General features: G+C 72.9%; 18 protein-coding genes. 13 read left to right on the top strand and 5 right to left on the bottom strand.

What is annotated here, in order from left to right; all coding sequences use genetic code 11:
• Window positions 1–51: 51 nt before the first annotated feature.
• Entirely contained in the window at window positions 52–1,350 is a 1,299-nt protein-coding gene (locus BLS99_RS18115; protein WP_143034859.1) for a hypothetical protein, read from the bottom strand.
• 209 nt (window positions 1,351–1,559) lie between these two features.
• Here BLS99_RS18115 and BLS99_RS18110 point away from each other — a divergent pair, with 209 nt between their 5' ends.
• The 4 genes from BLS99_RS18110 (at window position 1,560) to BLS99_RS18095 (ending at window position 5,187) form a co-directional block, all read left to right on the top strand.
• Window positions 1,560–1,964: a DUF6325 family protein gene (locus tag BLS99_RS18110; RefSeq protein WP_091052858.1), complete on the top strand. Its 405-nt coding sequence runs from the start codon at window positions 1,560–1,562 to the stop codon at window positions 1,962–1,964.
• 11 nt (window positions 1,965–1,975) lie between these two features.
• Window positions 1,976–2,266, top strand: coding sequence for an SHOCT domain-containing protein (locus tag BLS99_RS18105; protein WP_091052857.1), 291 nt, complete (start codon window positions 1,976–1,978; stop codon window positions 2,264–2,266).
• A gap of 11 nt (window positions 2,267–2,277) precedes the next feature.
• Window positions 2,278–2,658, top strand: coding sequence for a phage holin family protein (locus BLS99_RS18100; protein ID WP_091052856.1), 381 nt, complete (start codon window positions 2,278–2,280; stop codon window positions 2,656–2,658).
• Between the two features lie 189 nt (window positions 2,659–2,847).
• Window positions 2,848–5,187, top strand: a complete 2,340-nt coding sequence (locus BLS99_RS18095) for an endo-1,4-beta-xylanase (protein ID WP_091052855.1) — start codon at window positions 2,848–2,850, stop codon at window positions 5,185–5,187.
• Between the two features lie 84 nt (window positions 5,188–5,271).
• On the opposite strand, the gene BLS99_RS18090 is transcribed toward BLS99_RS18095, so the two are convergent.
• Window positions 5,272–5,694 carry a DUF2000 domain-containing protein gene (locus BLS99_RS18090; RefSeq protein WP_091052854.1) on the bottom strand — a complete coding sequence of 141 codons (423 nt, stop codon included), beginning with the start codon at window positions 5,692–5,694 and terminating at the stop codon, window positions 5,272–5,274.
• A gap of 50 nt (window positions 5,695–5,744) precedes the next feature.
• Between BLS99_RS18090 and BLS99_RS18085 the strand changes: the two genes are divergently transcribed.
• The 4 genes from BLS99_RS18085 (at window position 5,745) to BLS99_RS18070 (ending at window position 9,271) form a co-directional block, all read left to right on the top strand.
• Window positions 5,745–6,551, top strand: a complete 807-nt coding sequence (locus BLS99_RS18085; protein ID WP_245712299.1) for a helix-turn-helix transcriptional regulator — start codon at window positions 5,745–5,747, stop codon at window positions 6,549–6,551.
• 186 nt (window positions 6,552–6,737) lie between these two features.
• Window positions 6,738–8,168: a glycoside hydrolase family 43 protein gene (locus BLS99_RS18080; protein ID WP_091052852.1), complete on the top strand. Its 1,431-nt coding sequence runs from the start codon at window positions 6,738–6,740 to the stop codon at window positions 8,166–8,168.
• A 78-nt stretch (window positions 8,169–8,246) separates the two neighbouring features.
• Window positions 8,247–8,861, top strand: coding sequence for a VOC family protein (locus BLS99_RS18075; RefSeq protein ID WP_091052851.1), 615 nt, complete (start codon window positions 8,247–8,249; stop codon window positions 8,859–8,861).
• Complete coding sequence (locus BLS99_RS18070; protein WP_091052850.1) at window positions 8,861–9,271, top strand: VOC family protein; 411 nt, start codon at window positions 8,861–8,863, stop codon at window positions 9,269–9,271. The genes BLS99_RS18075 and BLS99_RS18070 overlap by 1 nt, the downstream gene beginning before the upstream one ends.
• Window positions 9,272–9,351: 80 nt before the next feature.
• Here the strand turns inward: BLS99_RS18070 and BLS99_RS18065 are convergent, their stop codons facing one another.
• Window positions 9,352–9,939, bottom strand: a complete 588-nt coding sequence (locus BLS99_RS18065) for an isochorismatase family protein (protein WP_091052849.1) — start codon at window positions 9,937–9,939, stop codon at window positions 9,352–9,354.
• A gap of 122 nt (window positions 9,940–10,061) precedes the next feature.
• On the opposite strand from BLS99_RS18065, the gene BLS99_RS18060 reads away from it, so the two are divergent.
• Together BLS99_RS18060 and BLS99_RS18055 are read left to right on the top strand one after the other, a co-directional pair.
• Window positions 10,062–11,057 (top strand): GlxA family transcriptional regulator, encoded by a 996-nt coding sequence (locus BLS99_RS18060; protein ID WP_091052848.1) that lies wholly within the window; start codon window positions 10,062–10,064, stop codon window positions 11,055–11,057.
• A gap of 65 nt (window positions 11,058–11,122) precedes the next feature.
• Window positions 11,123–11,455, top strand: a complete 333-nt coding sequence (locus BLS99_RS18055) for a TfoX/Sxy family protein (RefSeq protein WP_091052847.1) — start codon at window positions 11,123–11,125, stop codon at window positions 11,453–11,455.
• 60 nt (window positions 11,456–11,515) lie between these two features.
• On the opposite strand, the gene BLS99_RS18050 is transcribed toward BLS99_RS18055, so the two are convergent.
• Window positions 11,516–12,205, bottom strand: coding sequence for an NUDIX hydrolase (locus tag BLS99_RS18050; protein ID WP_091052846.1), 690 nt, complete (start codon window positions 12,203–12,205; stop codon window positions 11,516–11,518).
• A gap of 158 nt (window positions 12,206–12,363) precedes the next feature.
• On the opposite strand from BLS99_RS18050, the gene BLS99_RS18045 reads away from it, so the two are divergent.
• From BLS99_RS18045 to BLS99_RS18035, 3 genes are read left to right on the top strand one after another with little or no spacing between them, the layout of a single operon-like run.
• Window positions 12,364–13,245 (top strand): 5'-methylthioadenosine/S-adenosylhomocysteine nucleosidase family protein, encoded by an 882-nt coding sequence (locus tag BLS99_RS18045; protein ID WP_091052845.1) that lies wholly within the window; start codon window positions 12,364–12,366, stop codon window positions 13,243–13,245.
• Between the two features lie 18 nt (window positions 13,246–13,263).
• Window positions 13,264–15,003 carry a hypothetical protein gene (locus BLS99_RS18040; protein ID WP_091052844.1) on the top strand — a complete coding sequence of 580 codons (1,740 nt, stop codon included), beginning with the start codon at window positions 13,264–13,266 and terminating at the stop codon, window positions 15,001–15,003.
• Entirely contained in the window at window positions 15,003–15,413 is a 411-nt protein-coding gene (locus BLS99_RS18035; protein ID WP_091052843.1) for a hypothetical protein, read from the top strand. Before BLS99_RS18040 ends, BLS99_RS18035 begins: the two co-directional genes overlap by 1 nt.
• A gap of 48 nt (window positions 15,414–15,461) precedes the next feature.
• Here the strand turns inward: BLS99_RS18035 and BLS99_RS18030 are convergent, their stop codons facing one another.
• Complete coding sequence (locus BLS99_RS18030) at window positions 15,462–18,434, bottom strand: hypothetical protein (RefSeq protein ID WP_091052842.1); 2,973 nt, start codon at window positions 18,432–18,434, stop codon at window positions 15,462–15,464.
• Window positions 18,435–18,632 lie beyond the last annotated feature (198 nt).

The raw sequence follows: 18,632 nt of genomic DNA, 5'->3' as shown, positions 1-18,632 counted from the left end.
CGCCGATCACGGAGTCGATCGGAAGCGGCGGCTCGCGGTCGAACGGCGGTCTCACACCGCCGGGGCCGAGGTAGAGGCTGGAGTCCGGTGCCGCCGGCGGTCGGCCCTGGCAAGCACCTCGATCACCGCGACGACCACCACGAGCGTGAACGCGATCCACAGCGTCCCTTCGACGCCGCGGTGCGGCCACAGGATCAGCCACACCACCGCGGCCGCCACGGCGACCGCCTCCAGGGTCCGCCGCGACCGCGCCGCGGCGCCCGGGACGGGGCCGAGCGGCAGGCCTGTGCGGACGAGGCCCGCGGCGGCGAGGTCGAGGAGGAGCGCGGCGGCGCCGCGGATCGCGGTCGCGGCGCGGCCCGGACCGGCGAGCCAGGCGGCCACCGCGACGACCAGGGCCGCGACGATCACCGTCTGCGCCCCGGCCAGCAGGAACCGGGTCACGATGTCGTACACCGCGGCCACCGCCTGCGGCGAGCGCACGCCCTCGGGCAGGTTCGCGAGCGCCGCGGTCCGCGCGACGGCCGCGCCCGCGAGGAGCAGCGCCATCGCGGCGGCCAGGAGCAGCGCGCCGACGAGGAGCGCCCGGCGCCGACCCGGCGCGAGGAGCACCCCGGCGAGCAGCAGGGCGATGGCCGCGAGCGGCAGGACCCACCGGAGCACGTCCAGGAGCGCGGCGGCGCCCTGCGCGTTGGCGATGCCCTTGACCTCGACGAGCGGGAACTGCACCGAGACCTGCGGAAGGCGCTCGGCGATCGTCAGGCCGCGGGCGACCAGCAGGTCCTTCACCTGCTCCACGAGCGGCCCCAGGTCGAGGTACACCGTGTCGCCTTGGAGCTGGAGCGATTCGGACGCCTCGCCGCGCAGGATCGCCGCGACCGCCTCGTGCGCGGTGGTGTTCGCGTTCGTCCACAACTGCGCGAACCGGTCGGAGTAGACGACGGTGTGCACCTGGTCGTCCACGAAGCCCTCGACGGCCGCGGCGACGGGCCCCGCGAGGGCGTCGAGCGCTTCGGGCGAGCCCTCGGTCTGGATCGCGTCCAGGGCCCGCGCGACGTACCCCTCGACGTCGAGCCGGTCGTTGACGGCCTCGCCGACCCGGTCGGCGACGGCGGCCCGGATCTCGGGGTCCTCGGCCAGGGGCGCGACGGTCGCGACGTACCGGTCGGTGTCCAGGAGCTGGTCGCGCGCGTAGAGGACCACGACGGACGCGACCGCCAGCAGGGCCGCCAGGATCAGCAGGAGCGTGGAGCCGAACCAGCGCGCGCCCCGCCGCCCCCGTCCCGGCCCTCGCGCGGCCTCGGCGCGGAGCCGTTCGAGCTCGGCCCGCTCGGCCTGCGACAACGGCATGTCGGCCATCGCGTCCCCCCGTTCGCCCGGCGTGGAGTCAACGTACCGAAGCCGAGGTCCGCTCGCGGTCGCTTTCCGCGCGAACCGCCTCGCCGGACACCCGCGGTCCGCGCGCCGCGCAGTTCCGGTGAAACCGGTGTCCGGGAACGGGCGGCGCGGTAGCGTCCAGCCAGGACCGGGCCCGGACGCGGCCGGTCGGGGAGGCGCACATGGAAGACAGGGCACCGGTCGACCTGGTCCTGGTCGAGTTCTCCGGCGGGCGCTTCGACGGCGCGATCCTCGCCGAGCTCGAATCGCTCACCGCCGCCGGCACGATCACCGTCATCGACGCACTGCTGGTCAGCCGCACCGAAGACGGGTCGGTCGAGTGGATCGAGGCCGCCGCCGCGGACGAGCGCCTCGCGTCCCTCGTCGGCGACCCGGCCGGGCTGCTGGCCGCCGAGGACGCCGAAGCCGTCGCCGCCGAGCTCGAACCCGGCACCGCGATCGGCATGCTCGTGTTCGAGCACGCCTGGGCCGCCGCGCTCGCCGCCTCCATCCGGGGCAAGGGCGGGCGCGTGGTCGACTGGGAACGCGTCCCGGCCGCCGCCCTCGCCGAACTCGCCGCGACCTGAGGAGACACGCCATGCCACGACGCTTCGGACGCCCCGGCCTGCTCGGCACGATGGCGCGCACCGCCGTCATCGCCGGGACCGCCGGCGCCGTCAACCGCTCTATGGAGCGCGCCTCCCAGAACCGGGCGCAGACCCAGGCCGACGCCCAGGCGTACCGGCAGCAGGCCGCCGCGCCCCCGCCCGCGCCGTCCGGCGGCGGGGACGACATGCTCGCCCAGCTCGACCGCCTCGCCCAGCTGCACGCCGCGGGCGCCCTGAACGACGCCGAGTTCGCCGCGGCCAAAGCCAAGCTCCTGGCCTGACCGGTCCCGCCATGCGCTTCCTCGTCCGGACCCTCATCACCGCGGCCGCCCTCGCGCTGGCCGCGCTCATGATCGACGGCATCCGCGTCGACGCGGCGGGCCCGGTGCGCAACACGTTCACGCTCATCGGGGTCGCGCTCGTCTTCGGCCTGGTCAACGCCACCCTCAAACCGCTGTTCCGCCGCGCGGGCGGGTGCGTGTACTGGGTGACGCTCGGCCTCGCGGCCCTGGTCGTGAACGCCCTGCTGTTCCTGCTGACGGAGTGGATCGCCGACGCGCTCGGCCTGCCGTTCGCGATCGACGGGTTCCGGCCGGCGTTCTGGGGCGCGATCTTCGTCGGTGTCGTCTCCTGGATCGTCGGCCTCGCCGTCCCCGACCGGACCGCCTCCTAAGCCGCGAGCAGGGGCGGGAGGGCTCCCGCCTGCGAACGCCCCGCCCGGCGGCTCGCAACGCTCGCGCGACCGAATTGACAGGCGTCGAAGTCGTGCATATCATGGCCCCACCCTCACCTGAAAGTTTCATGAAATCCCCGAAACTTTCGGAACCCTCGTGTCCCTCCTCCGCGTTGGAGCCTGCAACCCATGAATCAACAAGCTCGCGAACGGCGCCGGCGACTGCCCGCGCTGGTGGGCGGAGCACTGCTCCTGCCCGCGGCGGCGTTCGTGTTCGCCCCGTCCGCCTCCGCCCAGGACGGCGTCGTCTACTCCTCCGACTTCGAGGACGGCACCGCCGGCGACTGGGCCCCGCGCGGGCCCGTCACGCTCGCCGTCGAGGACGGCGCGCTCCTCACCACCGGGCGCTCCGCCGATTGGCACGGCCCCTCGGTCGACCTCACCGACGTCGTCGAACCCGGTGGGGTGTACGACATCTCGGTCTCCGTGCGCTTCGCCGACGGGAGCGCCGGAGACGCGCTCACCGCCACCGTGCAGCGCGAGACCGCCGACGGGACCTCCTACGACAGCGTCGTGTACCAGGCCCCGGCGAGCGGCGACTGGAGCACGCTGTCGGGGGAGTACTCGATCGCCTCGCCCGCGACGAGCCTGACGTTCTACGTCGAATCGCCCACTGTGGACGCCTCCTACTGGATCGACGACTTCACCGTCACCGAACTGGAGCCGCCCGGCATCGAACCCGACATCCCCAGCCTCAAGGACGTCCTCGCCGACGACTTCCGGATCGGCGCCGCCGTCGACGGCCGCGACCTCGTCGAGTCCTCCGGGCAGCTGCTGAACAAGCACTTCGATCAGATCACCGCCGAGAACCACATGAAGCCCGACGCGATCCAGCCGACGGAGGGCGACTTCAACTTCAGCGCCGCCGACGAGCTGGTCGACTACGCCGAGGCCAACGGCATGGACGTCTACGGCCACACCTTCCTGTGGCACACCAGCCAGGTCCCCGAATGGTGGTTCGAGTACCCCGAAGGCCACCCGAACGCCGGTGAGCCCCTGGGCAGCTCCGCCGAGGATCGGCAGATCATGATCGACCGGCTGGAGGCCCACATCGGCGCCCTCGCCGGCCACTACGGCGACCGCATCTGGGCCTGGGACGTCGTCAACGAGGTCATCAGCGACAACAACGCCGAGGTCTACCGCCACAGCCGCTGGTACGAGATCTTCGAGGGCCCCGAGTACGTCTACGAGGCGTTCCGGATCGCCCGCGAGCAGTTCGACGCCGTGGGCGCCACCGACGTCAAGCTCTTCATCAACGACTACGGCACCGAGAACCCCGGCAAGGGCGACAACCTCTACGGCCTGGTCCAGGACATGCTCGACGCGGGCGTGCCCGTCGACGGCGTCGGCCACCAGACCCACATCAACCTGAACACCTCCATCGACCAGATCGAGGACACCCTCCTCAAGTTCGCCGACCTCGGCGTCCTGCAAGCGGTCACCGAACTCGACGTCGCCATCGGCGCCCCCGGCGAGGGCGAGGAGTTCCCCGAGTACGAGGCCCGCCTCATCGAGCAGGGCCACTACTTCCGCGACCTGTTCGCGATGTACCGCGAGCACAGCGACCTCCTCGAGTCGGTCACCGTCTGGGGCCTGCACGACGGCCGCTCCTGGCTGCGCTCGGAGACCCGGCCCCTGGAGAGCCCGCTGCTGTTCGACGACACGCTCCGGTCCAAGTGGGCCTACTGGGGCATCGTCGACCCGAGCGTCCTCCCCGAGATCCCCGACACCGAGGACCCCGAGTTCGCGCGCGTCCAAGTGCCGCTGGCGGACTCGGCCCCCGCGATCGACGGGACCAGGGAGGCCGCCTGGGACGAGGCGTCCACTGTGGCGACCGAAGTCAATGTGGAGGGATCCGCCGACGGCGCCAAGGCCGACGTCTCGCTCCTGTGGGACGAGAGCGGGATCTACGCGCTCTTCGAAGTCACCGACCCGGCCCTGGACGAGGCCAGCGCCAACCCCTGGGAGGAGGACTCCGTCGAGGTGTTCCTCAACCCGGGCAACACCAGAGGCGGCGGCTACGAGGCGTCCGACGGCCAGTACCGCGTGAGCTTCACCAACGCGGTCTCGGTGGGCGGCAACGGACCCGACGCCGGCGAGGTCACCAGCGCCGCGACCGCGACCGACACCGGGTACCTGGTCGAGATCAGGGTCGCCATGGCGCCCGAGCAGGCCGCGATCGGCACCGAGCACGGCCTGGAACTCCAGGTCAACGACGGCACCGACGGCGTCCGCACCGCCGTGCACACCTGGTACGACCCGACCGGCCTGTCCTGGAACACCAACGCCAACTGGGGCATCGCCGAGTTCGTCGAGGACGTCGAGGAGCCGGGCGGCGGCGGCAGCCTGCCGAGCACCGGCGCCGCGCTCACGGCGACCATCGCCGGAGCGGCCGCGCTGGCGGTCGCCGGCGCGCTGACCGTGTTCGCCGTCCGGCGCCGCCGCGCCGCCGCGAACTGGGGCGAGTAGTCGCCGGCGCCGGTCCCGGGCGGGTCGCCCGCCCGGGACCGGCGCCGCACGTTCCGCGGGCGCGCGGACGCCTCCCACCCCGGCTCAGGGATGCATCCGCGCGCCCTTGACGACCCGGTCGACCGCGTTCTTCGGTCCGTAGACGCCGATCCCGGCGAGGTCGAGCTTGTCGGCCGCGCGGACCGCGGCGCGGTTGTCCCGGTCGTTCCCGGTGGTGAACAGCTCGGTCGTGAACAGCGACAGGCGGAGTCCGCGCGAGAGCGCCTTCGCGTGCGAGGCGGCCAGCTGCTCCCCGCCGGCCTCCAGGACCATGACGGGCTGGCGGAACATCGGCAGGTAGGCGTTCCCCGCCGCGTCCTCGTAGGGCTCGCCCATGACCTCCGGCTCGGCCGTGCCGAGGCCGCTGACCAGGAACGCCGTGACGTTGAGGCGCTGCCAGACGGCGAGGTCGGCGCGGAGCAGGACGGCGATCTTGGTGTCGAACCGGACTGGTGCTTCGTGATCCATGCGGGCAACGCTACGAACCGGCGCGGCCCGGAGTCTTGTACGTTCTAAACGTGGTGTCCGAGGTCAAGGCGTGGCGACCGGCCGTGGGCGGGGTCGCCGAGGCGTTCCACGCCCGCTTCACCGACCACGCCTACCCCATGCACGTCCACGACACGTGGACCTTGCTCCTCATCGACGAGGGCGCCGTCCGCTACGACCTGGACCGCCACGAGCACGGCGCACTCCGGAGCCTGGTGACGCTGCTGCCGCCGCAGGTCCCGCACGACGGCCAGTCCGCGACGCCGCACGGGTTCCGCAAGCGGGTCCTCTACCTCGACGGCACGCTTCTGGACGACGCCCTCATCGGCCGCGCGGTCGACGGCCCCGAGATCGCCGACGCCGCGCTGCGGGGCCAGGTCCACCTGCTGCACGAGTCGCTGGTGCGGCCGGGGGACGAGCTGGAGGCCGAGAGCCGCGTGGAGCTGGTCGCCGACCGGCTCCGCAGGCACCTGCGCCGCCGCGACCCGGTCCCCGAGCCGGTGCGCGACCGGCGCCTGGCGCACGCGATGCGCGACCTGCTCGACCGCCGCATCGGCCCTGGGGTGAGCCTGCGCGAGGCCGCGGCCGAGCTCCACGCCCACCCGGCGCACCTGGTGCGGGCCTTCGGGAGCGAGTTCGGGATCGCCCCGCACCAGTACCTGGTCACGCGCCGCGTCGACCGCGCCCGGCGGCTCCTGCTCGCCGGGCGGCCCGTCCACGCGGTCGCCGCGGCGACCGGGTTCTACGACCAGTCGCACCTGACGCGGCACTTCAAACGCGTCGTGGGGACGACCCCGGCCCGGTACGCGGGCTCGAACGGCAGGCCGACTGTCTTGTAAACAGTAGGTTGCGGGTTCGAGACCGCCCCTACAGCCGGTTCCGCGCGGTCGCGGACCCCGAATCCGCCGACGGCCGTCGCCAACTTCCTCCAAGCGCACGAAATCGAAGATGTTGACTGTCTCAATGTGTTGATGTTAGCCTTCACATCACCTGTTCCGGCTGCCTGACCCCTATTGGAGTGGCCCATGCCAGCATCCCCTTCCGCGCGCCTCAGTCGCCGCGGACTGTTCACCGCGGCCGCCGCCGCGCCGCTCGTCGCCGCGTTCCCGGACGTCGCGGCGGCCCAGACCACCTACACCGGCTACCTCATGGCCCACTTCATCGGGGAGGGCACCGGCGGCGAGCAGATCTACCTCGCCCACAGCGACAACGGCCTCAACTGGACCGACCTCAACCGCGGCCAGATCGTGCTCCGCAGCCCGATCGGCACCCAGGGCGTGCGCGACCCCGTCATCGTGCGCAACCCGGCCGGGAACCGGTACTGGATCGTCGCCACCGACCTGCGCATCGGCTCGGGCACCTCCTGGGACGACGCCGCCAACCGCGGCAGCCGCAACCTCGTCGTGTGGGAGTCCACCGACCTCGTCAACTGGTCCGCGCCCTGGCTCCTCGGGGTCGCGAACTCGATCGGCGACGCCGGCAACGCCTGGGCCCCCGAGGCCATCTGGGACGCCGGGGCCGGGAACTTCCTGCTCTACTGGGCCACCAACTCCACCGTCGGCGGGATCAGGAAGCACCGCATCTGGTCGGCGCGCACCACCGACTTCCGCTCGATCACCACCCCCACCGCGTACATCAACCTCGCCGGCAGCGAAGGGCTCATCGACACCCAGATCGTCGAAGCGGCCGGCAGCACCGGCGGCTACCGCTACTACCGCGCCTCCAAGACCAGCCAGATCGTCATCGAGGGCAGCAACTCCCTCACCGGCACCTGGACCCGCCTCGGCGACCTCGCGAACCTCACCGGCGGCGGCGTCGAAGGCCCCATGTGGCAGAAGTTCAACGACCGCACCGAATGGGCGCTGTGGCTCGACCAGTACGCCACCGGCCGCGGCTACATGCCCGTCCTCACCACCAACCCCGCCGCCGTCTCCGGCTACCGCACCACCTCCGGCTACAGCCTCGGCGCGAACCTGAAGCGCCACGGCTACGTCCTCAACCTCACCCAGGCCGAGGAGAACCGGGTCCTGGGCCGCTACCAGTCCCCGGTCTGGAACCGCCTCCAGTCCTACAACTTCCAGGACCGGTACGTGCGCCACGCGAACCTCGACGTGCGCATCGACGCCGGCGTCAGCCCCGGCGCCGACGCCCAGTTCCGCCTCGTGCCCGGCCTCGCGTCCTCCAGCGCCGTCTCCTTCGAGTCGGTCAACTACCCCGGGTACTTCCTGCGGCACGTCGACTACGACTTCGTGCTCGCCCCGCGCGACGGCACCTCGCAGTTCAACGGCGACGCCACCTTCAACCGCGTCTCCGGGCTCGCCGACGCCTCGTGGAGCTCGTTCACCTCGTACAACCACCCGACCCGCTACATCCGCCACTACAACTACCTGCTGCGCCTCGACCCGGTCTCGACCGCCACCGAGCGCGCCGACGCGACCTTCCGCGTCACCTCCTGACCGCCCGGTCCGGGGCGGGCGCCGAAGCGATCACGAATCGAGAAGCGCCGGGGCCCGCCCCGGAAATAGCCTGTAAGCATGACCTACATCGAAGACATCACCGTCGAGGCCGCCGACGCGCAGGCCGCCGAGGACTTCTACACCACTGCGTTCGGTCCGGAACTCCCGCTGAAGTTCCGCGCCTCCGAGGAGCCCACGAGCGGCTTCCGCGGCTTCACGCTCGACCTCATCGCCTCCCAGCCCGCGAACGTGGACCTGCTCTTCAACGCGGCCGTCGAAGCCGGCGCCGAGGTCGTCAAGGCCCCCGTCAAGTCCTTCTGGGGCTACGGCGGCGTCCTGCGCACCCCCGACGGCGTGGTCATGAAGCTCGTGTCCTCCTCCAAGAAGGACACCGGGCCCGCCGCCAAGGAGTACGACGAGGTCGTCCTCCTCATGGGCACCACCGACATGAAGGCCAGCAAGAAGTTCTACGAGGACAACGGCCTGGAGGTGGCGAAGAGCTACGGCGGCAAGTACACCGAGTTCGCGACCGAGAAGGGCGCCGTGAAGCTGGCCCTCTACCCGCGCAAGGCGTTCAAGAAGACCGCGTTCGTCGACACCGAGGGCTCGGGCTCGCACCGCATCGCCATCGGCGGCTCCGGCGGGTCCTTCACCGACCCCGACGGCTTCGCCTGGGAGGGCACCGGGGCCTGATGGACCTCGTGCTCCACTCCGCGACCCTGCCGCACACCGACCCCGACGCCTCGCTCGCCTTCTACCGCGACGCCCTCGGCTTCGCGGTCCGCTCCGACGAGGGCGACGCGGGCGGGCGCTGGATCACCCTCGCGCTGCCGGGGAGCCCCGGGACGTCCCTCGTCCTGGAGCCCCCGGGCGCCGCCCCCGGCGTCACCGCGGCCGAGCGCCGCATGATCGCCGAGATGATGGCCAAGGGCACGTACGCGGCCGTCACCCTCGCCACGGCCGACCTCGACGCCGTCTTCGCCCGCCTGCGGGACGCGGGCGCCGAACTCGCCTGGGAACCCGTCGACCAGCCGCACGGCGTGCGCGACTGCGCGTTCCGCGACCCCGCCGGCAACCTCGTCCGCATCAGCCAGCGGCCCTGACCCTCGCGCCCGGCCCACCGGCCGGGCGCGACGCGTCCCGGCCCAGCGTCCGAGCCGCGACTGTCCACCCGGGCCGCGACTCAGCCCAGGTCGCCCGCACCCCGCACGACCACCCCGTACAGGTCCGCGATCGTCGCGAGCGCCGCCCCGTGCAGGGCCGCCGCGCTCGTCTCGCCCACCGCCGAGCCCAGCGGCCGGGTCGCGCACGCGTCGGCGACCACCGTCGGGCGGTTCCCGCGCAGGAACGCGCCCTGGGCCGTGAACTGGACGCACATGTGGGTCATGAACCCCGCCACCACCACGTCCCCGTGCCCGGCGGCGTCGACGACCCCGCCCAGCCCGGTGCCCACGAACGCGTCGGGCACCGACTTCACCACCACGTCCTCGCCGTCGACCGGCGCGACCCTCGGGTGGATCTGCCCGATCTCCGCGCTGTAGTCGTACGGCCCGGGACCGCCGTCGTTCACCACGTGCACGACGTGCGCCCCGGCCTCGCGGGCCCGCGCGAGCAGGTCCGCCGCCGCGTCGAGCGCGGGCTCCCAGCCCTCCAGCTCCATCACGCCCCGCGTGTACGTGTTCTGGTAGTCCACCAGGATCAGCGTCGCGTCGGACAGCGCCGCCGGGGCCTGGTCCAGGCCGATGATCTCGCGCAACGTGCTGGCGCCCATGGGTTCCTCCTCAAGGTTCCGGCCGCCCCGCGGCGGCCCGGGCTCCACGCTACGACCGCCCGGGTGTGTCCGCAATGTCGCCTGACTTGCAGATACCGACATCCGCGGCTAGGGTCGCGGCCATGGACCGTCCCGAACGCCTCGTCGTCATCGTGCTCTTCGACGGGGTCGACCTCCTCGACGTCACCGGCCCGCCCGAGGTCTTCGCCCTGCTCGAACGCGACCTCGGCGAGGCCGCGGGCTACCGGGTCGTGCTCGCGGCGCCGGGCGCGGCGCCCGTGACCACGTTCGCCGGGGTCCGCGTCCTGCCCGACACCACCCTGGACGCGCTGGCGGGGGAGCGGATCGACACGCTCCTGGTCCCCGGACGCGTCGAGGCCGCGCCCGGCGGCCGGGTCCGCGCCGTCACCGACCCGGAGGTGGTCGCGCACGTGAAGACCTTGGCGCGCAACGCGACCCGGGTCGCCTCGGTCTGCGTCGGTGCGCACATCCTCGCCGAGGCCGGCCTGCTCGACGGCCGCCGCGCCACCACCCACTGGTCCACCGCGGGCCAGCTCGCCGCCGAGCACCCGGCCGTCGCGGTCGACGCCGACCCGATCTTCATCCGCGACGGGCACGTGTGGACCGGGGCGGGCATCACCGCGTGCCTCGACCTCACGCTCGCGCTGGTCGCCGAGGACCACGGGGAGGCCGCGGCGCTGCGCGTGGCCCGGCAGCTCGTCATGTACCTCAAGCGACCGAGCGGGCAGAGCCAGTTCAGCGTCCCGCTCGAACCGGTCTCGACCACCCGCCGGGTCGAGGAGCTGCGCCACCACATCGCCGGGCACCTCACCGACCCGCTCGGCATCGGCGACCTCGCCCGCCTCGCGCACCTGAGCGAGCGCCAGCTCACCCGCGTCTTCAAGGCCGAGCTCGGGCGCACCCCGGCCGCGTACGTGGAGGCCGCCCGGGTCGAGGCCGCGCGCCACCGCCTCGAAGGCGGCGACGACACCCTCGACCGCATCGCGACCGCGTGCGGCTTCAACACCGTCGACACCCTCATCCGGGCGTTCCGGCGCCAGCTCGGCACGGCCCCGACCGAGTACCGCAACCGCTTCCGCACCGCGCCGCGCGCCTGACCGGGCCCGGCTGCCGGACGGGATTGTCGGACGGGATTGTCGGACCCTGCTGGCACGATGGGGGCATGGCGTACGACGAGGGGCTGGCCGACAGGATCAGGGACGCGTTCGACAACCGTCCCTACGTGTTCGAGCGGAAGATGTTCGGCGGGCTGGGCTGGATGGTCCACGGCAACATGGCCGCCGCCGCGCTCGGGGCCGGCGGGGCGATGGTCCGCGTCGGCAAGGACGACTACGCCGACCTGCTCGCCGAGCCCGGCGCCGGGCCCATGGTCATGGGCGGGCGCACCGTCACCGGCTGGATCAGGCTCGGCGACGACATCTGCGCCTCCGACGTCGAACTCCGCGAGTGGATCGAACGCGGCATCGCCTTCGCCGAGACCCTGCCGCGCAAGTAGCCCCCCGCCCGCCTCGTGCTCGCGGGAGCGACGGGCCTCGCGGCCGGTGCCCCGCCGCGCTCAGTGCGCCGGCGAGAGCGGCAGCGGCAGCCACTTGAGCGGCCCCGCCGTGTACAGCGCCGCGGGCCGCCCGCCGTTGCGCGTCGTGGTCTCCTCCGTCGGCACCAGGAACCCCTCGATGCGCGTGACCTTGCGGTGGAAGTTCCCCGGGTCCAGGCTCGTGCGCCAGACGATCTCGTAGACCCGCCGCAGCTCGGCGATCGTGAACTCCTTGGGGCAGAACGCGGTCGCCGCGGTCGTGTACTCCAGGTGCCGGCGCGCGTGGGCCACCGCGTCCCCGAGGATCCGCGAGTGGTCGAACGCCAGGGGCTCCTTCAGGGCCTCGTCGACCGGCAGCCAGGCCGTCTCGGCCGCGTCGCCGCCCGCGCGGGTCGGCGGCGGCCCGGGCACGAGCGCGGCGTAGGCGACGCTGACGACGCGCCTCCGCGGGTCCCGGTCCGGCTCCGAGTACACCCCGACCCGCTCCAGCAGCGACTCCCCGACCGCGAACCCGGTCTCCTCGAACAGCTCCCGCGCCGCGGCGTCGTCCACGGTCTCGTCGTCCTCCAGGAACCCGCCGGGGAGCGCGAGCCGCCCCGCGAAGGGCGCCTTGCCGCGCTCGATGAGGAGGACGCGGAACTCGCCGCCACTGATCGTCAGGATCACGATGTCCGCCGCAACATAGCTGGTCGGAGCCGGATCGTCGACCACGGTGTCCTCCTTATTGATGACTTGACAATAATTCCCGGGCGGCTTACGCTCGCCTTGTTGTTGTCAAAACAATAACTCCCGAGCAGGTGTGAGCGCCAGTCGCCCGCCGAAACGCATCCCGCGGGCGGACCCGCGGCCGAACGACTCCGGAGACACCCATGAACCCTCCCGCAACCGCAGTCCTGTTCACCCCCATCGACATCGAACGCGCCGCCCTCCTCGACCTCCTGCGCGGCAGCGCCATCACCGACCACGAACGCGACGGCACCGCCTACCGCACCCTCGAACTCGAAGGGCGCCAAGGCACCTGGAACCTCGTCCTCGCCATGGGCGGGCGCGGCAACGAGCGCGCCGCGGCCGCCGCCGAGCACGCCCTCGCCACCTGGAACCCCAGACTCCTCGTCCTCTGCGGCGTCGCCGGGGGCCTGCGCGACGCCGCCGTCGGCGACGTCGTCGCCGCCACCAAGGTCTACGGCTACGAGTCCGGCGAGGACACCGACCACGGCCGCCTCCCGCGCCCCGACGCCCTCCCCACCTCCTTCGCCCTCCACCAGCTCGCCATGCTCCTCGCCGAGAAGGGCGAGTGGGCCCGCCGCCTCGGCACCGACGCCCCCCGCGTCTTCCACCGCCCCATCGCCTCCGGCGCCAAAGTCGTCACCGGACGCCGCTCCGAGACTGCCCGCCTCATCGCCCTCCACAGCGGCGACGCCCAGGCCCTCGACACCGAGAGCCACGGCGCCATGGCCGCCGCCGCCCGCCGCAGCGGCGTCGAGGCCATGGTCGTCCGCGGCGTCTCCGACCTCGTCGACGGCAAGAACAAGGCCGACGACCTCCGCGACCAGCCGCGCGCCGCCCGCAACGCCGCCGCGTTCGCGCTGGCCCTCATCGAGCACACCGCCCCCGGTCCGGCCCGCCCCCCGGCCCGCCCCGGCGGCACCTACATCGGGGCCCTCGGCGACGGCGCCCGGGCTGCCATCGGAGCAATGGGACCGAACGCCAAGGGCCGCATCTACTTCCAAGACCGCGACCAGCTCGCCTGACGCAGGAGGCCGATCCCCGTGACCGAACCGATGAGCGCGCCCGCGCTCGCACCCCCGCCGCCCCAGCCGCCGCCGCGGACGTTCAAGAACGACGCCACCAAGCACCTGTGCGCCGCCGCCTACCTCGACCGCGAGTTCCGCGACCGGGTCATCGACGAGGTGTACCGGCGCGAGGACCGCGCCATCGCCCCCAACCCGGGCACCGACGCGGCGCCCATCCTCCGCCACGTGCTCAAGGCCCGCACCATCGACACCGCCCAGCAGGCCCTGCTCGCCGGCCTGCTCGTGATCGCCCTCTGCGCCGGGACGACGAACCTCGTCGCGCTCGTGGTCGCCCTGGTCCTGTGGGCGCTCATCGGCCTGCCGGTCCTCATGGTCGACCGGGGGTTCACGCCGCCGCCCCACCAGCGGGACCGCAGCCCCGAAGCGCGGCGCAAGCGCACCGCGCGCCAGGCCGGCATCGCCGCGATCGCCGTGGCGGTCCCCGTCTTCCTGTACTCCTACCTCCTCGGCACCGGCATGGTCTCGCCCGAGTCCGGGGACCTGTTCGAGCAGTTCCTGGGCCCGCAGCCCGGCGAGTGCGTCGAGTACGACATGTACGGCAACTGCGCCGTGTACCTGAACGACGGCACGCCGGGCCTGGCGTCGGTCGTGGTGTGGCTCATCGTCTTCGCCGCCGTCACCACCACCTTCGGCGTCGTGCGCCGGCGGGCCCTGGTGCGCATCCCCGGCGAACCGGAGCCGCAGCGCCCGCCCACCTCCCGGGCGGCGTTCATCGGCATGGCGCAGCGCGCGCCCGTCGTCAACTACCACGCCTCGCGCTCGCCCTTCGTCGGCTCCGGCCAGGACGTCACGACGTGGCAGTTCGCGCTGACGCTCTACCCGGCCGACCGCGACGGCGAGGGCGGGCCCTCGCCGATGGCCATCGACCCGATCGGCCTCGACGACTTCATCAGGGAGTGGATGGCCAAGCTCGCGCACGACACCGCGATCACCAAGCGGCTGCCGAACCTCACCCTGGAGGACCAGGTCTACGTCTCGGGACGGGACATCGACAAGCCGATCTCGTACCCCAGCGAGCTGCCCTCGGTCGGGTACCCGCAGTTCCAGTCGGTGGAGCACGTCCAACGCGACCCCACCACCCCGGTGCGCCACTACCTGCGGTGCGAGGTCGACGCCTGGGACGGCGAGCTCGTCACCACCGTGTTCGTGCACGCCGCACTCCAGGGGGAGACCCTGTACGTCGAGTTCTCCAGCTGCATCCTGCCGCCCACCCCCGAGCGCTACCACGTGTTCGGGCGCGGGTCGGCCTCCCCGGGGGCGGCGGTGTTCCTCGGGTTCCTGCGCGGGCTCGCGCTCATGCCGATCGAACTGGCCCGCAGCCCCTTCGACACGATCCGCAACATCGGCCGCGCGGGTGCGAGCCGCACCGGCAGGCGCGGCGAGCCCGAGGACCACGGCGCCGTGATCGGCGTCCGCGAGATCGGCACCGACGAGGTCGAGCAGAACTACTTCCAGTTCCGCGACGCCGTCAAGTACATCGAGATCATGGAGCGCCAGATCCTCGACGCGCTCGTGAACTACCTCCACGAGGTCAATGTGGACACCGGGGAGCTGGAGGAGCGCGCGAGCGCCATCGTCAACAACGGGGTCATCAACTACGGGCAGCTCAACACCGGGGCGGCGGGTGCGGGCGCCTCCGCGAACGTCGGCGCGGTCGGCAAGGGCAGCCGCGGCACCGTCAAGAAGGGAAAGTGATGGGCGACAAGCAGAACGACGACCAGACCACCGGATACCGGTTCCACGGCAGCGTCCAGACCGGCGCGATCGGGACCGGCGCCTCCGCCACCGTGGGGGCGATCGGGGAGCAGTCGCGGGGCACGGTGTTCGTCAACCGCGCGCACGCCGACGAGGTGCTGGTGGAGCAGATGCTCGAACTCGTCGAGGAGCTGCGCGAGCGCCTGGAGGAGCTGCGCGACAACGTGGGCGAGCGCTACGAGGTCATCAGCGACAACCTCGACGACCTCGAAGAGTCCCTTGAGGAGGCCAAGCCCCCCGGGCGGGTCCGCAGCAAGCTCAAGGCGATCGAGCGGCTGGTGAGCCCGTTCGCCGCGCTGGTCGACCTGGTGACGAAGCTGCTGGAGCTCATCGAGCGCCGCCAGGGGTGAGCCGGGGCCCGGACGGACGCGCACGGGTTCGGGCGCGGCCGACCGGGCTCAGTCCCGTTCGGTCGCTTGGCCTTCAGCAGAGGCGTCGGCCGCCGCTTCGCCTTCGGCCGACCCGCCCTCGGTCGCGTCGTCCTCGCCCGCTTCGGCTTCGGTCGCGTCGTCCGCCGCGCGCTCCCGGGCGTCCTCCAAGTGGCCGGCGAGGGCCCTGCGGGGGCCGTCGTGGGCCTCGGGGTCGAGGCGGGCGGTGATGCGGTCGACGAGGGTCCCCGCGGCGTCGAGGTCGCCGAGCTCCTCGTATGCCGCGATCATGTTGTGCGCGGTCTGGACGCCGATCTCGACCAGGAACTCGCCGTCCTCGGCCACGGCGAGCACCGCCTCCCCGGAGGTCAGGGCGCGCCGCGCCCACGCCTCTTCGGACTCCTCGTCGTCGCCGCGCATCCGCGACTCCTGGGCGAGGGTCTTGGCGTACTCGCGGCGGCACGCGTCCCGGTAGTCCTCGGGGTGGTCGGGGTTGCGCCACGACGCTTCGAGTTCCGTTGCGAGCGCGCCCATCTCGGCGACCGCGGCCTCGGTGTCGGCGCCGTCGGTGCGCAGGCGCGCCCACAGGGCCGCGCGGATCGGGTTGGCGGCGGCCGAGAGCGAGCCGAGACCGCGCCACGCGGCGGCGGAGCGCCCGTAGGCGTCCACTGCGGACTTCGCCTCGCCGGTGCGCTCCAGCAGCTCGCCCGCGAGGTGCGCGGACTGGGCGTAGAACGCGGGGTTGGGGTGGGGGAGGCCCTCGTCCATGAGCCGCAGGCCCTCCAGGACGTGGGTGAGCCCGACCTGGGCGTCGAAGGTCCGCTGGTAGTTCTCGGCGAGCAGGTACCGGGAGTCGACCAGGCGCCAGTGCTCGTCCTCGTGCATCTCGGCCAGGTCCGCAAGGGCCGCTTCGAGGATGACGACCGCCTCCTCGCCGCGCTGCTGCATCGCGAGCGACTTGCCGAGGAGGTGGCGGGCCACGCCCGCGCAGCCGGTCTCGCCCGCGCGGTCGTACCAGTGGGCGGCCTGGACGGCGTGCCGCTCGGCGGCGCGGGCGTCGCCGAGGTTGATCGAGCACTCGGCGGCCGTCAGGTGGAGCGCGGCGACCGGGAACGGCGGGTAGTCGTGCTTGACCGCGGCGATGCCGGTCTCGGCGACCGCGAGGGCTTCGCCGAGGCGCCCGGCCTGGTTGAGCATCGAGCCGTACTGGAAGGCGCTGATGAACGTCTCGTAGCGGAACCCGCCGTCGGTGGCGAGCCCGAACGCCTTGCCCAGGGCGGTGATCCGGCCTTCGGCCTCGGTCTCGAACTCGGGGAGCATCATCGCGAGCTGCGTCCGCGCGAGCGCGGCGCGGCGGTGCCCGGGGATGACGGCGAGGCCGGCGTCGGCCTCGGCGAACGCGGCGGCGAGGTCGTCGCCGGGCCGCTCGCCGAGCATGAGCCCGGACTGCAACTGCGCCATGAGGACCTGCGCCCGCGCGCGGGCGGCGTCGGCGGGCGCGGCGGCGGTGAGCGCGTCGGCTTCGGCGAGGAACCCGGGCGCGAGCGGCCCGAACGCGGCGGGCTCGGCGCGCATCCCCCAGGCGGCCTTGGCGATCCGGCACAGCAGCGCGCGGCCGGGGAGCCCGGCCTCGGCGAAGAGGGTCGCGGCGATGGCCGCGAGGTCCTGCGCCGCTTCGAGGGCGGTCTTGGGCTCGGCCTTGGCGAGCAGCATCTCGGCCTCGTCGGCGGGGTCGAGTTCGGCGCCGAGCGCTTCGGCGATGCGGCCGACTTCCAGCCACCGCTCGGCGCGGTCGTCGGCGGCGTCCTCGATGCCCTCGCGGGCGTGCGCGAGCGCGTCCTCAAGGGACCGGTCGCCCGGCTCGGCCTCCACGGGTTCGGGTGCCGTCTCGATGAGCGGCATCGCCTTGAGCCCCAGCGGGACGTGCGGATACCTCCGGTCGGGCTCGACCAGCTCGCGCGACCGTTCGGAGTGGACGGTGGTGCCGTTGCGGCGGTCGTACCGCTCGCACAGCTCGCGGCGCTCGGTGTCGGCCCATTCGTGCAGGTCGTCGGCGGTCCAGTCACGCTCACCGGGCCCGGCGAGGAGGGCGTCGCCCATGCCGCGGGCGCGCAGGGCCGCGGCGAGGGTCTGGACGCCTTCGAGCCATTCCTGGCGCGTGTCGGGGCTCAGCGGCAGCTCGTAGGCGCGGCGGTCGGCCGCGAGGATCTCGATCGCGCGGGCCTCGTTGCCGGTGAGCGCGCAGAACCGCAGGTGCCGGGCGATGTAGCCGAGCATGTCGTCCTTGTCGCGGCTGATCCGGTAGCCGTGGTGGTGGTTCGCGCGGGCCTCGTCGAGGCGGCCGAGCCGGGCGAGCGGCAGGAGCGAGTCGGCGAGGGTGTTGTGCGGCTCGTGGGCGCAGCGCAGGCGCCCGTCGAGGAGGGGGCGCCAGGCCGCGACGGCGGCCTCGTCGTCCCCGGCACACGCGGCCATGTCGCCGATGTCGTTGACGCGGCAGGCCTCGCAGTCGCTCATGGAGTCGGGCTCGGTCGCGCGGACCTGCGCGGCGGCGCGGTCGGCGCGCTCCCGGTCGCCGATGTAGTGCGCGAACCAGTGCTCGGCCTCGTAGTACGGGTGCAGCGAGTGGCCGGCCTCCGAGTAGCGCTCGCGGAACTGCGTCAGCGCGTCCTCAATGGAGTCAAGCGGCACGTCCGGGTGGTCGCGGAGCTTGTACACGATCCACTTGAACTGCCAGTACACCGACCGCAGCAGTTGATCGTCGAAGTGCTCGGGAGCCGTGTCGAGGTTGCGGAGGAGCCGCGCGTACGGGACGAGCAGCCGCGTGGAGTCGGTCGAGTACTCGTAGCAGTCCACCAGGGCGGTGAGGGTCGCGTTCAGCAGCGGGGCGTCCCCGTCGGCCTCGACGGCCGCCAGGTGCTCCTCCAGGGCGGCCAGGCGGGCCTCGCCCCGGAGCTGCCATCGGATCTCGTTGAGGCGCTTGCGCAGTGCGTCGGTGTCGGTCATGGGGCTTCCGTCTGGTGAGGGAGGGTCGGTGCCAGCATTGTGTCAGTGCGCGCGCGGCGATCGACCTCCGGTCCGCCCGCCCGCGCCGGGGCCCGTCGGAACACTTCGGACAACGGTGCTGTGTGACATGTGATGTATTACAGTCACCACGGGCCCCCCGTCGCAACCCTGCCCCAAGGGTCCGACATTGCAGCAGGA

Source organism: Glycomyces sambucus (assembly GCF_900102815.1).
Taxonomy (GTDB): domain Bacteria; phylum Actinomycetota; class Actinomycetes; order Mycobacteriales; family Micromonosporaceae; genus Glycomyces; species Glycomyces sambucus.
This window is presented reverse-complemented; position numbering and strand designations above follow the sequence as displayed.

Coding starts and splice junctions, on each gene's coding strand:
- BLS99_RS18115 (WP_143034859.1), bottom strand. CDS start 1,350: ATGCCGTTGTCGCAGGCCGAGCGGGCCGAGCTCGAACGGCTCCGCGCC.
- BLS99_RS18110 (WP_091052858.1), top strand. CDS start 1,560: ATGGAAGACAGGGCACCGGTCGACCTGGTCCTGGTCGAGTTCTCCGGC.
- BLS99_RS18105 (WP_091052857.1), top strand. CDS start 1,976: ATGCCACGACGCTTCGGACGCCCCGGCCTGCTCGGCACGATGGCGCGC.
- BLS99_RS18100 (WP_091052856.1), top strand. CDS start 2,278: ATGCGCTTCCTCGTCCGGACCCTCATCACCGCGGCCGCCCTCGCGCTG.
- BLS99_RS18095 (WP_091052855.1), top strand. CDS start 2,848: ATGAATCAACAAGCTCGCGAACGGCGCCGGCGACTGCCCGCGCTGGTG.
- BLS99_RS18090 (WP_091052854.1), bottom strand. CDS start 5,694: ATGGATCACGAAGCACCAGTCCGGTTCGACACCAAGATCGCCGTCCTG.
- BLS99_RS18080 (WP_091052852.1), top strand. CDS start 6,738: ATGCCAGCATCCCCTTCCGCGCGCCTCAGTCGCCGCGGACTGTTCACC.
- BLS99_RS18075 (WP_091052851.1), top strand. CDS start 8,247: ATGACCTACATCGAAGACATCACCGTCGAGGCCGCCGACGCGCAGGCC.
- BLS99_RS18070 (WP_091052850.1), top strand. CDS start 8,861: ATGGACCTCGTGCTCCACTCCGCGACCCTGCCGCACACCGACCCCGAC.
- BLS99_RS18065 (WP_091052849.1), bottom strand. CDS start 9,939: ATGGGCGCCAGCACGTTGCGCGAGATCATCGGCCTGGACCAGGCCCCG.
- BLS99_RS18060 (WP_091052848.1), top strand. CDS start 10,062: ATGGACCGTCCCGAACGCCTCGTCGTCATCGTGCTCTTCGACGGGGTC.
- BLS99_RS18055 (WP_091052847.1), top strand. CDS start 11,123: ATGGCGTACGACGAGGGGCTGGCCGACAGGATCAGGGACGCGTTCGAC.
- BLS99_RS18045 (WP_091052845.1), top strand. CDS start 12,364: ATGAACCCTCCCGCAACCGCAGTCCTGTTCACCCCCATCGACATCGAA.
- BLS99_RS18035 (WP_091052843.1), top strand. CDS start 15,003: ATGGGCGACAAGCAGAACGACGACCAGACCACCGGATACCGGTTCCAC.
- BLS99_RS18030 (WP_091052842.1), bottom strand. CDS start 18,434: ATGACCGACACCGACGCACTGCGCAAGCGCCTCAACGAGATCCGATGG.